14 protein-coding genes are annotated in these 15,116 nt (G+C 62.7%); 5 read left to right on the top strand and 9 right to left on the bottom strand.

All coding sequences use genetic code 11. The annotated features are described in order from the left end of the window. Positions 1-73: 73 nt before the first annotated feature. The 3 genes from P3T24_RS27835 to P3T24_RS27825 are packed head-to-tail and all read right to left on the bottom strand — an operon-like array spanning position 74 to position 2,269. A complete protein-coding gene (locus tag P3T24_RS27835; RefSeq protein WP_074265468.1) occupies positions 74-853 on the bottom strand; it encodes an ABC transporter ATP-binding protein in 780 nt (259 codons plus the stop codon). A 16-nt stretch (positions 854-869) separates the two neighbouring features. Next, the gene (locus P3T24_RS27830) at positions 870-1,583 is read right to left on the bottom strand and encodes an ABC transporter permease (RefSeq protein WP_429439660.1); all 714 of its coding nucleotides are present in this window, start codon (positions 1,581-1,583) and stop codon (positions 870-872) included. Beyond that, the gene (locus P3T24_RS27825) at positions 1,580-2,269 is read right to left on the bottom strand and encodes an ABC transporter permease (protein WP_074265466.1); all 690 of its coding nucleotides are present in this window, start codon (positions 2,267-2,269) and stop codon (positions 1,580-1,582) included. The genes P3T24_RS27830 and P3T24_RS27825 overlap by 4 nt, the downstream gene beginning before the upstream one ends. Before the next feature lie 429 nt (positions 2,270-2,698). Here P3T24_RS27825 and P3T24_RS27820 point away from each other — a divergent pair, with 429 nt between their 5' ends. Continuing rightward, positions 2,699-3,409: a pirin family protein gene (locus P3T24_RS27820; RefSeq protein ID WP_429439657.1), complete on the top strand. Its 711-nt coding sequence runs from the start codon at positions 2,699-2,701 to the stop codon at positions 3,407-3,409. 192 nt (positions 3,410-3,601) lie between these two features. Here P3T24_RS27820 and P3T24_RS27815 read toward each other — a convergent pair whose 3' ends face one another. Continuing rightward, a complete protein-coding gene (locus P3T24_RS27815) occupies positions 3,602-4,156 on the bottom strand; it encodes a periplasmic heavy metal sensor (protein ID WP_074265464.1) in 555 nt (184 codons plus the stop codon). Positions 4,157-4,378: 222 nt separating this feature from the next. On the opposite strand from P3T24_RS27815, the gene P3T24_RS27810 reads away from it, so the two are divergent. Continuing rightward, positions 4,379-5,104, top strand: coding sequence for a response regulator (locus P3T24_RS27810; RefSeq protein ID WP_074265463.1), 726 nt, complete (start codon positions 4,379-4,381; stop codon positions 5,102-5,104). Next, a complete protein-coding gene (locus tag P3T24_RS27805) occupies positions 5,088-6,404 on the top strand; it encodes an ATP-binding protein (RefSeq protein ID WP_429439654.1) in 1,317 nt (438 codons plus the stop codon). The genes P3T24_RS27810 and P3T24_RS27805 overlap by 17 nt, the downstream gene beginning before the upstream one ends. Before the next feature lie 98 nt (positions 6,405-6,502). Here the strand turns inward: P3T24_RS27805 and P3T24_RS27800 are convergent, their stop codons facing one another. Beyond that, positions 6,503-6,769: a hypothetical protein gene (locus P3T24_RS27800; protein WP_074265461.1), complete on the bottom strand. Its 267-nt coding sequence runs from the start codon at positions 6,767-6,769 to the stop codon at positions 6,503-6,505. Between the two features lie 102 nt (positions 6,770-6,871). Continuing rightward, the gene (locus P3T24_RS27795) at positions 6,872-8,548 is read right to left on the bottom strand and encodes a sensor domain-containing diguanylate cyclase (RefSeq protein ID WP_429439652.1); all 1,677 of its coding nucleotides are present in this window, start codon (positions 8,546-8,548) and stop codon (positions 6,872-6,874) included. A gap of 710 nt (positions 8,549-9,258) precedes the next feature. On the opposite strand from P3T24_RS27795, the gene P3T24_RS27790 reads away from it, so the two are divergent. Further along, positions 9,259-11,010: an ABC transporter permease gene (locus tag P3T24_RS27790; protein ID WP_074265459.1), complete on the top strand. Its 1,752-nt coding sequence runs from the start codon at positions 9,259-9,261 to the stop codon at positions 11,008-11,010. Positions 11,011-11,033: 23 nt separating this feature from the next. Beyond that, positions 11,034-12,380, top strand: a complete 1,347-nt coding sequence (locus P3T24_RS27785) for an AAA-associated domain-containing protein (RefSeq protein WP_074265458.1) — start codon at positions 11,034-11,036, stop codon at positions 12,378-12,380. Positions 12,381-12,442: 62 nt separating this feature from the next. Here P3T24_RS27785 and P3T24_RS27780 read toward each other — a convergent pair whose 3' ends face one another. The 3 genes from P3T24_RS27780 to P3T24_RS27770 form a co-directional block, all read right to left on the bottom strand. Next, complete coding sequence (locus tag P3T24_RS27780) at positions 12,443-12,970, bottom strand: hypothetical protein (RefSeq protein WP_429408747.1); 528 nt, start codon at positions 12,968-12,970, stop codon at positions 12,443-12,445. Further along, complete coding sequence (locus P3T24_RS27775) at positions 12,967-13,542, bottom strand: hypothetical protein (protein WP_074265456.1); 576 nt, start codon at positions 13,540-13,542, stop codon at positions 12,967-12,969. The genes P3T24_RS27780 and P3T24_RS27775 overlap by 4 nt, the downstream gene beginning before the upstream one ends. Before the next feature lie 204 nt (positions 13,543-13,746). After that, a complete protein-coding gene (locus P3T24_RS27770; RefSeq protein WP_429439649.1) occupies positions 13,747-14,811 on the bottom strand; it encodes a sigma-54 interaction domain-containing protein in 1,065 nt (354 codons plus the stop codon). Positions 14,812-15,116 lie beyond the last annotated feature (305 nt).

Raw genomic sequence — 15,116 nt, 5'->3', positions numbered from 1 at the left:
TGCGGAGATGAAAAAAGGCGCCCTTCGTAGGCGCCTTGTAATACTACACAAACTACAAAAGTTGTCTTAAGCGTTATTTGAGGCTGCCGGAGAGGAATTGCTTGAGCCGTTCGCTCTTCGTGTTCCTGAATACTTCGTCCGGATGGCCTTCTTCCTCGACGCGGCCTTGATGCAAGAACATCACATGGTTCGACACGTTGCGGGCGAACGCCATCTCATGGGTGACGACGATCATCGTGCGGCCTTCTTCAGCGAGCGTCTGCATGACCTTCAGCACTTCGCCGACCAGTTCCGGATCGAGTGCGGAGGTCGGTTCGTCGAACAGCATCACGTCGGGATGCATGGCCAGCGCCCGCGCGATCGCAACACGCTGCTGCTGGCCGCCGGAGAGATGCGACGGATACTGCTTTTCCAGCCGCGGCGCCAGACCTACCTTTTCCAGATATTGGCGGGCGCGGTCCTCGGCCTCGCGGCGCGGCAGCCCGAGCACGCGGATGGGCGCCTCGACGATGTTCTCCAGCACGCTCATGTGCGCCCACAGGTTGAAGTGCTGGAACACCATGGAGAGCCGCGTGCGCACGCGCTGCAACTGCTTGGGATCCGAGACTTTCAGCGCGCCGTGCTTGTCCTTCTGGGTGCGGACCTCTTCGCCGTCGACGAAGATGCGCCCGGCATTGGGCTGTTCGAGAAAATTAATGCAGCGCAGCATCGTGCTCTTGCCCGAACCGGACGAGCCGATCACGCTGATCACGTCGCCGGCATTGGCGCGCAGCGTAACGCCTTTGAGAACTTCATTGTCGCCGTACTGTTTGTGCAGCTCGTCGACGAAGAGCTTTTGCTTCTTTGTATTCATCGGGATCCTTGACGGCTTACTTGCCTTGGGGCCGCAAATAAGCGAGCCAGCGGCGCTCGGCGCGGCGGAACAGCCACACGAGCGTGAAAGAGATAGCCAGATAGAGCAGGGCGGCGAGGCCGAACGCGTTGAACGACTGATAGGTCGCCGAGTTCACGTCGCGCGCGATCTTGAGGATGTCCGGCACGGTGGCGGTGAAGGCGACCGTGGTGGCGTGCAGCATCAGGATCACTTCGTTGCTGTAGTACGGCAGCGCGCGGCGCAGCGCCGACGGCAGGATCACGCGCCGGTACAGCGTGAACGGAGACATGCCGTAGGCGCGCGCGGCTTCGATTTCGCCGTACGGGGTGGCCTTGATGGCGCCGGCGAAGATTTCGGTGGTGTACGCGCAGGTGTTGAGCGTGAAGGCGAGCAGCGTGCAATGCATGCCGTCGCGGAAGAACGCGTTGGTCAGCTCGTGGTTGCGGACTACTTCAAAGCTGTAGAGGCCGGTGTAGCAGAGCAGCAGCTGCACGTAGAGCGGCGTGCCGCGAAAGATATACGTATACAGCCACACCAGACTGGCAAGCCATTTCTTCTTCGACACCCGCGCGACCGCCAGCGGAATCGACAGGCAGAAGCCGAGGCCGATCGACACCACCAGCAGCCACAGGGTAATGACGAGCCCGGTGAAGCGGTAGCCGTCGCTGTAAAGGTAGTTGCGCCAGTATTCCTGAATGATCTCGATCATAGGTCCGCCTTCCGTACGCCGGTCGAGTAGCGTTTTTCGAGGTACATCAGCACGAAGTTGGAGACCGTGGTGATAACGAGGTAGATAGCCCCGGCAAGCAGGGTAAAGAAGAAAAACCGCAACGTGCCTTTGCCCGCATCCTGCGAAGCCTTCACGACGTCGGCGAGTCCGATGATCGAAACCAGCGCGGTGGCTTTCACCATCACCTGCCAGTTGTTGCCGATGCCAGGCAGCGCAAAGCGCATCATCTGCGGGAACATGATGCGGGAAAACACCTGCCAGCCGCTCATGCCATAGGCGACACCCGCTTCGAGCTGGCCGCGAGGCACGGCGAGAAAGGCGCCGCGGAAGGTTTCGGTGAAGTACGCGCCGTAGATGAAGCCGAGCACGGCGACGCCGGCCACGAACGGGTCGATGTCGATCTGGTCCCAGCCGAGCACGTCGGTCAGGTCGTTCAGCCAGATCTGCAGGCTATAGAACAGCAGCAGCATCAGCACGAGGTCGGGCACGCCGCGCACGAGGGTGGTGTAAAGCGTGCCCACACTATATGAGACACGGTTTTTCGACAGTTTGGCCGCCGCGCCGAGCAGGCCCAGCACGAAGGCGAATGCCAGCGACAGCACCGCCAGCTTGACAGTCTGCCAGGTGCCGTTGAGAAGCAACGGGCCATAGCCTTGAAGGGACATATAAGGTCCTTGACGATGCGTATGAGGCACACCGCGAAAGACGCGGTTTGTCTGCGCCGCGTGAGGTCTGGGTTTCGACTGTAGTACGAAGTGTGAGGCGTTCCCGTCGGATGGTGCTCCGTTGAGCGGTATTCCCGTCCGGGGGCGCGCCCGTCGCGCGGCAAGCCCATGCGGGTACTGGCCGTCGCTATTCTAGGCGGTCAAAATTCTCGTGCCGGATCCGTTTTGGCGGCCCGCACGGCGATGTCCGCCCGAAAAGCGCGGTATTTTACCCGAACGGATGCGTCACGCGAGTTCGACACCCTCATGCCTCACGGCGCGCGCAGATTGTCTGTATTTATGAAACGATCCGGTGCACGCTTACGGGTTGTGCCGGATGCTGTGCGCCCATACATTCTGTGCATCGCAACGCATTGACCAGGGAAACCCATGATCACGATTCGCCGCTCCGAAGCACGAGGCCACGCCTACCACGGTTGGCTCGACTCTTACCATAGCTTCTCGTTTGCCGACTACTACGATCCGGATCATATGCACTTCGGACCGCTACGCGTGATCAACGAAGACCGTATTGCGGGCGGTCAGGGTTTTGGCACCCATGGACATCGCGACATGGAGATCGTCACCTATGTGCTCGAGGGCGCGCTGGCCCATCGCGACAGCATGGGCAACGGCTCGACGATCCGGCACGGCGACGTGCAGCGCATGAGCGCCGGCACAGGCGTGAAGCATAGCGAGTTCAACGCGTCGCAGGACGAAGAGGCGCATCTGCTGCAGATCTGGATCTTGCCGCAACGCGCCGGCGATCAACCGGGCTACGAAGAAAAGCGCTTCGACGACGCCGACAAGCGTGGCCGTCTGCGGATCGTCGCCTCGCCGGATGGACGCGACGGCTCGGTGACGATTCACTCGGATGCGTCGATCTACGCGGCGCTGATCGATGGGGCGGAGCAGGCTACCTTCCCGCTGCCGGCTGGGCGGCGTGCCTATGTGCATGTGGCGCGCGGCGCGCTGACCGTGAATGGCGAAGCGCTCGCTGCGGGCGATGCCGCCATGATCGTCGACGTTGAGACGATCACGCTCGAACAGGGCCGGGACGCGGAGGTACTGCTGTTCGATCTCGGCTCGTTGAACGCTTAAGTGAGGGGGTGTGCTCAGGCGGCTAAAGACGTCTGACGATGCCAACGCGAACTGGGGCAAGCAGAAGGAGTCCCTCAGTTCTCCTGAACCCGGCGCAGAAAAACAGAAACGCCACGGAACGAACTTCCGTGGCGTTTCTGTTTGCAAAGACGCAGGGACAGCGCCGCCATCCCTGCCAGCAGTTACGTCTTGTTAGTTAGCAGCCGGTGCCGATGCTGCACCCTTGTCATGGTGCCAATGCTGGTGCATCTTGTCATGACGGGCTTCCATCTTGGCCCAGTGCGCCTTGATGTCCGTGCTGACGATGGTCTTCTGCTTGTCGTTCAGGCCGTTGTAGAAGGTCAGCCAGGCTGCCGAGGTCTGCTCGTGTGCCTGGTGGCGCTGCTCTTCGGCCTTTTCGCGCAGGTCATGCAGGGCGTTCAGATCGAGAATGGGCTGCGACTTCAACGCTTCCATCTGATCGTGCATCTGCTTGTGGGCGGCACGCCCTGCTTCGCGGTTCTGCTTCATCGTGTCGAGAGCGGCCTGCCATTGCTTTTCCTGATCCGGGTTCAGGTTAAGCTGGCCGTGCAGCTTGTTCAGTTCCTGCATGAACTGGCCATGGTGATGGTGCCAGCCTCCCGGACCGCCGGGTGCGCCCTGACCATCAGTTTGAGCGGCGTAGACTGAACCGAGACCGACTGAGCCAAGACCGATAGCAAGCGATGCTGCGGCGACGGCGACGAAGCGTGACATTTTTGTGGACATGAGTGGCTCCTTGTAATGGAATAGCCGACGATGCAAACACGGCAACACAGGACGGGATGCATTCGGTAAGACACAGCGTAGAGATCTGCAGAGTTCGCTGTGTTACCTGAGCGCGTGTCGCTATTACGCGACATTACGTGCGCCTTTCGTCGTAACACCCGGTAACCCTTTGGGGGACCTCCGGCCCGGTAACCCCAACTGCTGCGCGTTAAACTTCATCCCATGGCTACTCAAATACTTGTTGTCGACGACGACCTCGAACTCCGCGATCTGCTGCGCGACTATCTGGCTCGTCAGGGCATCGAAGTTTCGGTGCTCCACGATGCCGGCTCGCTCGAGCGGCGGCTCGAACGCGAGCGTCCGGATCTGATCGTGCTCGACCTGATGATGCCGGGTGTGGACGGCCTGACGGCGCTGCGCAAACTGCGCGCTGCTGGTGACGACATCCCGGTGATCATGCTGACTGCGCGCGCTGACGACGTAGACCGGATCGTCGGTCTCGAACTGGGCGCGGACGACTACCTCGGCAAACCGTTCAATCCGCGCGAGCTGCTGGCGCGCGTGCAGGCTGTGCTGCGGCGCCGCCGCACGTTGCCTTCGGCGGCCGCACCTGAGCAGCGCGAGCCTTTCACCTTTGGCCGCTTCACGCTGGATTTCCAGTCGCGCACGCTGAATCTGGAAGACAAACCGCTCACGTTGTCGGGCAGCGAGTTCGCCCTCCTAAAGATTTTTGTTAATCATCCTATGCGTACGCTCACCCGCGAACGCCTGCTCGAGTTGCTCCATGGTCCCGAATACGACGGCACCGACCGCGGCATCGACGTCCAGGTCTGGCGTCTGCGACGCATCCTTGAAACCGATCCGTCCACGCCGCGCTTCATTCAGACCGTTCGCGGCCGCGGTTACGTGTTCGTGCCTGATGGCGAACAACATGCGCCGGCCCATTGATTCACTGTTTGGACGGCTGGCGTTGCTGGTCGTCGTGGTACTGCTGCTATCGCATTTTGCGGGCTATGCGCTGTTTCGCCTCGAGCGCAGCCAGTTTCAGAATCGCTACGCTGTAGAAGAGGCGACCTTCCTCGTCGACGCTGTGCGTCAGCACGTCGCCCATACGCCGGATCAGCCGCTGCCCTCGCGCGTGCGCCTCGTCGACCCGGCCTCCAGCGCCGTGCCGGCGGTGCAGCAGGACGACGGCTCGCCGCTTAACCACTTCCTCGACGACGTGCGTGACCGCATGCCGCCGGGCACCCAGGTGCGCCTCGGCGAGCCGGGCAAGCCGCCCACGCTGTGGGTGCGCCAGGCGAGTGACCGCGACTGGATCGTCGTCCCGGTGCAGCCGTTGCGGCCACCGCGTTCGGTCGACCGGATGGTGTTGTGGCTCACCATCATCTTCACGTTTGCGGTAATGGCGGCGCTCTTCGCCGCGTGGCAGTTGCAGCAGCCGTTGCGCTCGCTCGCCAGTGCCGTGGCGCGTTTTGGCCGTGGCCAGCCGGTGCCGCCGGTGCCCGAGCGCGGGCCGCGCGAGTTGCGCCAGTTGACCCATGGCTTTAACCAGATGGTCCAGGAAGTAGCGCGCACGGAGAACGATCGGGCGGTGATGCTTGCCGGTGTCGCACACGATCTGAAGACGCCGCTAGCGCGGCTGCGCCTGCGAGCCGAAATGATGGACGAGGCGAAGGTGCGCGACGGCGTGGTACGCGACGTCGATTCGATGACGCACATCGTCGAACAGTTTCTGGTGTTCGCACACGACGGCGCGGATCGCAGCGAGGCGGTCGAAGTGGATGCGCAATGCGAACGCGTGGTGCGCAGCTATCGGGCGGTTGCCAACAGCGCGGCCTCGGTGCTGACCGACCTGAAGGCGGGTCCGGGCTTCCTGCTGCCAGCCGCTACGCTCGACCGCATTCTGTCGAACCTGCTCGACAACGCACATGCGTACGGCCAGCCACCGGTTATCGTGTCTACCGCGCGTACGTCGTCGGGTTACACGCTGGCTGTGCAGGACAATGGCCAGGGCATCGCCGCGCAGGATCTGATGAACGCGAGCCGTCCGTTCGTGCGGCTCGACCCGGCACGTGGCGGCAACGGCCATAGCGGGCTAGGGCTTGCGATCGTCGAACGGTTGGTCCGTCGCGCGGGCGGAGAATGGGAAATCGGCAACCATGACGGGCGCGGCCTGCGGGTCCTGATGACGTTCCCGTTCGAGGCCGTGCCGCGCATGGCTACTGTCTCGGAGAGCGCCTGGTAGGGCCGGCCTGGCAGCGTTGGCCTGGTCGCTGCTGCTTCCAGGCCTGCGGGCCTTCTGCCTTTCAGTCCGGTCCTGACGCCTTCTCTTCCTCCGAAGTCTTACTCCGAAAACAGCGTATTCAGCGCAGCGGCCGCGTCGCTGTCCACCGTATTCCACGTAACGGTTTCTGCTTCGAAGATGTAGTGAGTCGTGTACTTGCCGAGGCGCGTGAGAATTTCTTCCTGGATCAGCTCAGGGGCGACATCGAGCTTCAGATACCACGCCGTTGACGATAGGCGCGTCTGAAAGGCGCCGTACTCGGACAACAGATGATCGAACGCGTCAGCATCGTGATCGCGGCAAACGATGACCAGATTTCCCTTCATGCATCTCTCCTGGTAGAGCGGTGACGACAAGCTTCGTATGAAGGTCGATCATACCTGCTTACCTGCGGAGTGTCGGCGCTCGCAACGTTGCGCCGTGTCGATTCACCAGGCGGTCGCGGCGGTGCGCGCCGGCGGTGCGGTGTCGTCCGGCGGCAGCGCTTCAGTGCGGTCGCGGCCGCCGGTTTTGGCGGCGTAAAGGGCGAGGTCGGCCCGGCTCATGATCCGCTCGGGCAGATCTTCGCGCGACAACTCGGTGATGCCGATACTGACGCTCAGACCGGCTGAGGAGGGCAGCTTGGTCGACGGCACGGCCTTGAGCCGGGTGCGCAGCCGCTCGACGACCTCGCGGCCGCCCTCGAGGGCGGTGGCCGGCAACAGGATGCCGAATTCCTCGCCGCCCAGCCGGCCGATCGCGTCGTTGGCACGCAGTTCGGCGCGACAAGTATCGACGAAGTGTTCGAGCGCGCGGTCACCGGCAGCGTGGCCGAAACGGTCGTTGATCTGCTTGAAGTGGTCGAGGTCGGCGATCGCCATGCACAGCGCGTCGCCGCTCGCCTGCGCGCGTTCGATTTCACGGCGCAACAGGTCGAGGAAATAGCGGCGCGACAGGGCGCCCGTAAGCGCATCGTGACGCGCCTCGGCAGACAGCAGCGTATTCGCCGATTGCAACTGTTCGGCGAGGTCGCGCGTCGCCCGGTGGTGGCGGCGCTCGCGCACGTAGGACACGGTAATCACCCACGCCAGCGCCGCGGTGCCCGCGAGCGTGAGAAAGACCAGCAGCCGGTCGCGCTTATGGTTGCGCAGCAGTTCGGGCCAGGCCGTGAGCGGATCGACCAGATGCGCGGAGAGTCCCGAATTGAGGCCGCTGCGCGATTCGTACAGCGCCGGCATGGGCCGGTCGGTGATGGCGAACAGTTGTGTGGCAATCGCGGAGGGCACCCACGGCGCCTCCTCGCGTACCTGCCGCATGTCCGCCTCGATCTGGACGTTCGGGAATTCGACGCGGCGATAAACGTTTTCGCGATCGGCGACGCTCATCTGCTTGACGCGTCCATCCGGCAGCACATGGCCTTCCAGCGCGCTGTTGTGGGCCATGATGATCACGCCGTTTTCGTCGGCCACGAAGGTGCCCGCGTGGGCGACCCAGTGACGCAAGCGCCCGATCCCGACCTTGGCGATTACCGCACCTACCAGCACGCCATCGTCGTAGGCGGGTGCCGCGATGAAGATGCCGGGCTCGCCGCTCGACCGGCCGACGCCATAGGCTTCGCCGAAGGCGCCGAGTAGCGCGTTGGACAGATAGTTGCGGGTGCGCATGTCGATGCCGACAAAGCCGCGCGACTGCTCATTGCTCGACGCAACGCACACGCCGTTGGCGTTGACGAGCCAGATCGAGTCGAGTCCCGAGAAACCTTGAGCGTCGTGCAGGAAGCTGCTGACCGTCGTCAATTCGGGCACTTTGAGCAAGGCATTGCGCAGGGTGGATTCCGGCGCGGTGCTGGTCACCGAATAAGCTTGCGAGTGGGCGAGCGCCTGCTGGACCACATTCAGTTCCGCCATCGTGGCTGGAATGGCGCGAGCCATGGAGAGGTCGCTGGCGATGACCTCCGCCATGTTGTCGACGACCGACGAGGACATTTGCCGTTGCGCGCGCAGGGCGGCGTCGAGTTCCTGCTGAACCATGCGGTCCGCGATCACACCCGACACGAGCCAGCACACCAGCACGACCAGCGCGAAGCTGACCGGCCCGACTGCATGGCGCAAGGATTTCCTGTTCATCGACTCTCGGATCCGTCTGACTTTTATATGCAACAAGGTCAATCGTTGCAGCGCGCCGGCGCTGAGTCGTTGCTGGGGCGGCGGTATGTCCGCCGCGGCGATCTGGGACAGTTCGGTTGAAGCCCTCGGTATCCGTCCGTCACAGTCGCTTTGTCTCGATTTTAACCGCCAGACGGCGCAGCGCCATCCGATATTGCGATTCGGCGTGTGTCATCAGGTTGTTAACGGCTGTAAGGGGGGCTTTCTGAACAGGGCCGCGGGTTTTCCAGATGTGCCCGGAGCATGTCCGAGGGTGTCCGGTCACCGGTTTTACCGGTCGGGCAGGGCCGCCAGAGGCCCTGCGTGCAACTGATTTGCCCCGAAAGGTTGTGCCTGAAACACAGGTTGTAGTAGTGTCGTGCCGTCCAAAACAAGGAAAGCTCGCCAGCCCCAGGGCGGCGCCTGTCGTGACAGGCAGCCGGAGCGGCCCTCCAGGGTGGTTTGACGGGGGGAAGATGCCCCCGGCCGCCGCCGGTCATTCTCTCTCCGACGCTAACGATTACCTCGCATATGCTTGTTGTCATGCCTGATTTCTGCTTTCCGGACCGAGCTTCCGGCCTTCGCGCCGGGGTTGCCGCGCGAGCGGCAAACCTCGCCTGTTCCGTCGTCCCGGCGCCGCTCGATGCGGTCTGTCTCCACGTAGCGTATGTAAACAGGAAGGGTGCTGCCTGATGGACTTCAGTTTCGATCTGAAACGCACCGCCAATGCTTCCGCCTGGCGCTTGCTGCCCAACGGCTGGGACTTCGTCGCCTTTCCGCTGATCATCTGTGTGATTGCCTCCGTGGCAATCGGCTTTCACCAGACGCTCGCGCCCATGTCGACGCTCAAGACCCAGGTGATCTCGCTGGCTCCGTCGAGCTTGCCCGAATACGCGTTGCGCACCACGCTGCGCATGCTGGCGGCGATGGTGGCCTCGCTAGCGTTCACGCTGATCTATGGCACGCTCGCCGCCAAGAGCCGCCGTGCCGGTCTCGTGCTGGTGCCGATTCTCGACATCCTGCAGTCGGTGCCGGTGCTGGGCTACATTTCGTTTACGGTTACCTTCTTTCTTGCGCTATTCCCGGGCCGGGTGCTGGGCGCTGAGCTCGCGGCGATCTTCGCGATCTTCACGAGCCAGGCCTGGAACATGACCTTCAGCTTCTACCAGTCGCTGCGCACCGTGCCGCGCGATCTGGACGAGGTCTCGCGCGGTTTTCACCTGACCGGCTGGCAGCGTTTCTGGAAGCTCGAAGTGCCGTTCTCGATGCCGGGCCTCATCTGGAACATGATGATGTCGATGTCGGGCGGCTGGTTCTTCGTGGTGGCCTCCGAAGCGATCACGGTGGGCAACAACACGATCACGCTGCCGGGGATCGGCGCCTACCTAGCGCAGGCGATCTCGGACAAGAACATGCACGCGATCGGCTGGGTCATCCTGACGATGACGATCGTGATTCTCGCCTACGACCAGTTTCTGTTCCGCCCGCTCGTTGCGTGGGCCGACAAGTTCCGCATGGAGAACACCAGCTCCGGTAACGCGCCGGAATCCTGGCTGCTCGACCTCGTGCGCCGCACTCGTCTGATTCACCGCCTGCTGGTGCCAATGGGCTGGATCTTCGCCAATGCGGCGCGCGTACCGATGCGTCTGCCGTCGTTCGCCGGCGTCAGTTTCCCGGTGCCGCAGCGTCAGAAATCGTCGCGCGTGGGCGACATCATCTGGGGCGTCCTCGTGATTCTCCTGACGGTGTACGTCGTTTTTCGCGTCGTGACCTATGTACGCACCGGCGTCACGCTCGATGAGGTGGGCCACGTACTCGTGCTCGGGTTGATCACGCTGCTGCGGGTGGTGTTGCTGATCGCCATTTCTTCTGTGATCTGGGTACCGATCGGCGTGCTGATCGGACTGCGTCCGGCGCTGGCGGAAAAGATCCAGCCGCTGGCGCAGTTCCTCGCTGCGTTCCCGGCCAACCTGCTGTTCCCGGTGTTCGTGATCGTCATCGTGCGCTTTCATCTGAACCCGGATATCTGGCTGTCGCCGCTGATCGTGCTCGGCACCCAGTGGTATATCCTGTTCAACGTGATCGCAGGCGCCAGTTCGTATCCGAACGACTATAAGGAGGCGGCCGCCAACTTCGGTATCCGCGGCTGGCAGTGGTGGCGCAAGGCGATGCTGCCGGGCATTTTCCCGTACTACATCACAGGCGCGATTACGGCCTCGGGCGGCGCGTGGAATGCGAGCATCGTGGCCGAGTACGTGCAGTGGGGCGACACCAAGGTGGTGGCCCACGGGTTGGGTTCCTATATCGCGCAGACCACGGCGGCGGGCGACTTCCCGAAAATCATTCTCGGCATTGCCGTGATGTCCCTGTTTGTGACTTTGTTTAACCGCCTGCTGTGGCGTCCGATGTACGCCTACGCCGAATCCAAGCTTCGGCTCGATTGACAGGAAATTAAAGGCAAACCGCGATGCAAAATCCTAAAGCTGCCGTTACCGCTGCGCCGGTCCAGACGCCACCCTCGCCGCCGCGTCTGGGTGCGGAGATTCTGGCCGTCAAGGACGTGTCCAGAGGCTTCAACAAGAATCAAGGCGAGCTGCTGGTGCTCGACGACGTGAACCTGTCGCTGCGTGAAGGCGAGATCGTCGGCATGCTGGGCCGCTCGGGCTCGGGCAAGTCGACGCTGCTGCGTATCATCGCCGGCCTGATCGAGCCGACCGGCGGCAAGGTCGACTACCTGGGCAAGCCGCTCGACGGTCCCGCCAAGGGCGTGGCGATGGTGTTCCAGACCTTCGCGCTGTTCCCCTGGCTGACGGTTCTGCAGAACGTGGAAGCGGGTCTCGAAGCGCAGGGCGTCGGTGCTCGCGAACGCCGCGAACGTGCGCTGGCGGCGATCGACCTGATCGGTCTGGACGGCTTCGAAAACGCTTATCCGCGCGAGTTGTCAGGCGGTATGCGTCAACGTGTGGGCTTCGCCCGCGCGCTGGTGGTCGATCCTACGCTGCTGCTGATGGACGAGCCCTTCTCGGCGCTCGACGTGCTGACCGCCGAAACGCTGCGTACCGACCTGCTGGATCTGTGGACGCAGGGCCGTATGCCGATCAAGTCGGTGCTGATCGTCACGCACAACATCGAAGAAGCGGTGTTCATGTGCGACCGGATTCTGGTGCTCTCGTCGAACCCAGGCCGCGTGATCGCCGAGATCAAGGTGCCGTTCAATCACCCGCGTAACCGTCTCGACCCGGCGTTCCGCAAGCTGGTGGACGAGATCTACGCGAAGATGACGGCGCGTCAGACCGACGAGTCGACAAAGAAGGGCCTGGAGCTCGGAAGCTGGCTGCCGCATGTGTCGACCAACCTGATGGCCGGTCTGATCGAAATGCTGGCTGCGGCACCGTACCATGGCCGCGCGGACATGCCGGAAATTGCCCGTTCGTTGCATCTCGAGGTCGACGATCTGTTCCCGGTCGCCGAAGTGCTGCAGCACCTGGGCTTCGCCGATGTGCGCGAAGGGGACATTTTCCTGACGCCGCCGGCACGCGTGTTTTCCGAGTTCGGTACGCAGGAGCGGAAGATGATGTTCGCCGAGCATCTGCTGCGCCACGTGCCGCTCGCCGCGCGAATCAAGAAGGTACTCAACGAACGCCCGGGGCATCGTGCGCCGCGTGTGCGCTTCGAGCAGGAACTGGAAGATTTTCTGTCGGACAGCGCGGCCGAAGAGACGCTCGACGCGGTCATCAACTGGGGCCGTTACGGCGAGATCTTTTCGTACAACGACCAGACGGAAATTTTCAGTCTCGAGGACGTGGAGTCCTGATACGTCGGGTTCGAAGTGAATAGCAAAGGGGCGGCAAGGTCAGACCTGCCGCCCCTTTTGCATTATTGGAGATTGCCCCAGCGGTCCACCGCCGGTTCGGCCGAAGCCCACTTCCAGCCCTGGTCCTGCAAACAGGCGCTGGCGGTGTACCAGCTTTCGTGCGCGTTGGGCTTGTTGCTATCCGCGACCGAGAAGACAAAGTCCTTGCAGATAGCGAGTGCCGACGTGAACGCACGCGTCACGCGTACCTCGCCGTGCCCGTTCTCGATCGGCATCTTGTGCTTGACGCTCCACGGTTTGGTCTCGCCCACCGCCATGCCGCCCGCGAGCTGAGCCATCTCGTTCTGCTGGTCGCTGTGCATGTTGCGCATGTAGCGGGCCACGGCTTCGTCCGTGGCCGCTTGCACCGCAATGCCAACGCCAATGCCGACAGCGGGATTGGCAGTCACGAGACCCGACGCGACCCCGGCGGCCGCACCGCTTGCCGCACCCACCGACGAGCAGCCGCTCGTCAGCACGCTCGCGCCGACGCACAGCGCAGCGGCCAGCACGACCCGCACGCGCATGGGCATTGTCAGACGCGATTTCATTGCAGCGCGCCCCAGCGTTCGGTGGCGGGTTCTGCGGAAGCCCACTTCCACGCCGTGCCGTCGCGGCAGATCGAGGCGACGTAGAACGCGCTGCTGGCGGGCTTATCCTTGGTCGCGTCCACATCGACCGAGAAGACGATTTCCTTGCAGTCGAGCGCGCCTGCGCTGATGGTGCGGCTCACGGTGACGCGGCCATGCGTGTCGTCTTCGATCGGCACGCTATGCGTGACGCTCCACGGTGCGACGGCACCGACATCGAGCGGTCCGGCGACCTTGGCGATACCGTCTTGCGTATTGCGGTGGACGACACGTTCCGTGTATTGCACGCCGGCCTGCGCAGCGGCGACGGCACCGAGGCCGATACCGGTAGCAACAGCAGCGTTATGGGTGACCTGGCCGGCGATTGCGGCACCGCCGATACCGGCGCCGGCAGTGGCCGTCTCCGAGTAGAGCGAACTGCAGCCGCTCAGATTGGCTGAGATGAGAACCGCGACGGCCAATGCCGTGAGCGATGCGAGACTCGCGCGCGAAGTCCGGTGAGTCCTGCGCGCACTACTGTTTGATGTTTGCATTTCCCTACCTGTGCTCCTGCTTCTGCCATACGCGCCGCCTTGTAACGACGCGTCGAGCTGACCTCGCGCCGCGCGCGACGCTGCAGCATTTTGCAGGATGCCATTTGCAAATGGGATAGGAAAAATGCAAGCAATTGCAAAAGATGATGCGCCGCGCAGCCTTTTCTGGCTTGGCTTTTCACGCGCAGCGCAGACCGGCGACTGTCAGGACTCGCTTTCTTTTTCTTCGGTCGCGTCGTCGGTGCCGTAGGTGCTAAGCCGGTTGTAGAGCGTCTTCAGGCTCACGCCGAGTGCCTTCGCCGCGCGACGTTTGTCGCCGCCGCAGTACTTCAGTGTGCCGAGGATGATCTGCTTCTGCGCATCAGCAAGCGGCGTGCCGATCCAGACACTCATCGCATCGCCTTGGGTGACCGCTTTCTTCACGCGTGACGCGAGGTGCGGATGAGGCAGTTCGACGGATTTCTCGGCGAGGATGAAGGCGCGGTAAATGGCGTTTTTCAGTTCGCGCACATTGCCCGGCCACGACCAGGTGCGCAGCGTTTCAATCGAACGTTTGCTGAAGCTCTTGCTCGTGCTTTCCTGTGCGTTCAACGCGGCGAGGAAATGCTGCGCCAGCAATTCACGATCGCCTTCGCGCTCGCGCAGCGGCGGCGCGCGCAGCGGAAACACGGCGAGCCGATACATCAGGTCTTCGCGCAAACCGTTTTCTTTCACGGCGATCGCAGGGTCGCGGTTGGTGGCCGCGATCACTCGCACGTCGCTTTGAATCAGTTCGTTGCCGCCGACCCGATAGAACGTGCCGGTCTCCAGCGCACGCAACAGCTTCACTTGACGCACCGGCGCCATCTCGGTGATTTCGTCGAGAAACAGCGTGCCGCCGTTGGCGTGTTCGAAGTAGCCGACGCGGCCCTGCACGGCGCCTGTGAAGCTGCCTTTTTCGTGGCCGAACAGTTCGGCTTCGATCAGTTCATCAGGGATCGCGCCGCAGTTGACGGCGATGAAGGGCGCGTCCTTGCGCCCGCTGTGATCGTGAATCGTGCGGGCGATCAGTTCCTTGCCGGTGCCGGATTCGCCGATGATCAGCGCGGTTGCGTCGGTGGAGGCCACGCGTTCGATTTGTTCGTATAAATCCAGCATGACGGGCGAAGAGCCGTACAGCAGACCGTACGACTTCAGGCCCGCGACGCCCTCCGTCACGCGAGACTTCCCCCCTGCCGGCGCGTCGCCGCCGGAGGCAAGTGTGGGGGAGTCCAGATCGATTGACGCCATAACCAGGTTGTCCTGTGCAAATGTGTTCGATAGTGCCGCGCAGGCCTGTGAAGAGGGTGAGCCTGTGCATTCATGCAATGGATCACTATCTCATAAAAATTGATTTAACCATCGGTGGCTTGTCACGGCAATGTGCATGTCGACGACGAATGCGGATCGAAGCAAGCCACTAAAAAATTGTGCCGCGTGTTGCCGTCCAAAGCGCATGCTCGGCGCGTGAAGTGTCTGTTTTGCGACGGCGCGCTTACGACGGTGCATTTGCGGCGGTCTGTCTGAATGCCGATCGGTGCGCACAGTCAGCCGGC

The sequence above is a fragment of the Paraburkholderia sp. GAS33 genome (genome assembly GCF_050436645.1).
GTDB classification, from domain to species: domain Bacteria; phylum Pseudomonadota; class Gammaproteobacteria; order Burkholderiales; family Burkholderiaceae; genus Paraburkholderia; species Paraburkholderia phenazinium_B.
This window is presented reverse-complemented; position numbering and strand designations above follow the sequence as displayed.

What these genes read in the sequence shown, in the direction of transcription:
- P3T24_RS27835 (WP_074265468.1), bottom strand. Translation starts at nt 853, where the DNA reads ATGAATACAAAGAAGCAAAAGCTCTTCGTCGACGAGCTGCACAAACAG.
- P3T24_RS27830 (WP_429439660.1), bottom strand. Translation starts at nt 1,583, where the DNA reads ATGATCGAGATCATTCAGGAATACTGGCGCAACTACCTTTACAGCGAC.
- P3T24_RS27825 (WP_074265466.1), bottom strand. Translation starts at nt 2,269, where the DNA reads ATGTCCCTTCAAGGCTATGGCCCGTTGCTTCTCAACGGCACCTGGCAG.
- P3T24_RS27820 (WP_429439657.1), top strand. Translation starts at nt 2,699, where the DNA reads ATGATCACGATTCGCCGCTCCGAAGCACGAGGCCACGCCTACCACGGT.
- P3T24_RS27815 (WP_074265464.1), bottom strand. Translation starts at nt 4,156, where the DNA reads ATGTCCACAAAAATGTCACGCTTCGTCGCCGTCGCCGCAGCATCGCTT.
- P3T24_RS27810 (WP_074265463.1), top strand. Translation starts at nt 4,379, where the DNA reads ATGGCTACTCAAATACTTGTTGTCGACGACGACCTCGAACTCCGCGAT.
- P3T24_RS27805 (WP_429439654.1), top strand. Translation starts at nt 5,088, where the DNA reads ATGCGCCGGCCCATTGATTCACTGTTTGGACGGCTGGCGTTGCTGGTC.
- P3T24_RS27800 (WP_074265461.1), bottom strand. Translation starts at nt 6,769, where the DNA reads ATGAAGGGAAATCTGGTCATCGTTTGCCGCGATCACGATGCTGACGCG.
- P3T24_RS27795 (WP_429439652.1), bottom strand. Translation starts at nt 8,548, where the DNA reads ATGAACAGGAAATCCTTGCGCCATGCAGTCGGGCCGGTCAGCTTCGCG.
- P3T24_RS27790 (WP_074265459.1), top strand. Translation starts at nt 9,259, where the DNA reads ATGGACTTCAGTTTCGATCTGAAACGCACCGCCAATGCTTCCGCCTGG.
- P3T24_RS27785 (WP_074265458.1), top strand. Translation starts at nt 11,034, where the DNA reads ATGCAAAATCCTAAAGCTGCCGTTACCGCTGCGCCGGTCCAGACGCCA.
- P3T24_RS27780 (WP_429408747.1), bottom strand. Translation starts at nt 12,970, where the DNA reads ATGAAATCGCGTCTGACAATGCCCATGCGCGTGCGGGTCGTGCTGGCC.
- P3T24_RS27775 (WP_074265456.1), bottom strand. Translation starts at nt 13,542, where the DNA reads ATGCAAACATCAAACAGTAGTGCGCGCAGGACTCACCGGACTTCGCGC.
- P3T24_RS27770 (WP_429439649.1), bottom strand. Translation starts at nt 14,811, where the DNA reads ATGGCGTCAATCGATCTGGACTCCCCCACACTTGCCTCCGGCGGCGAC.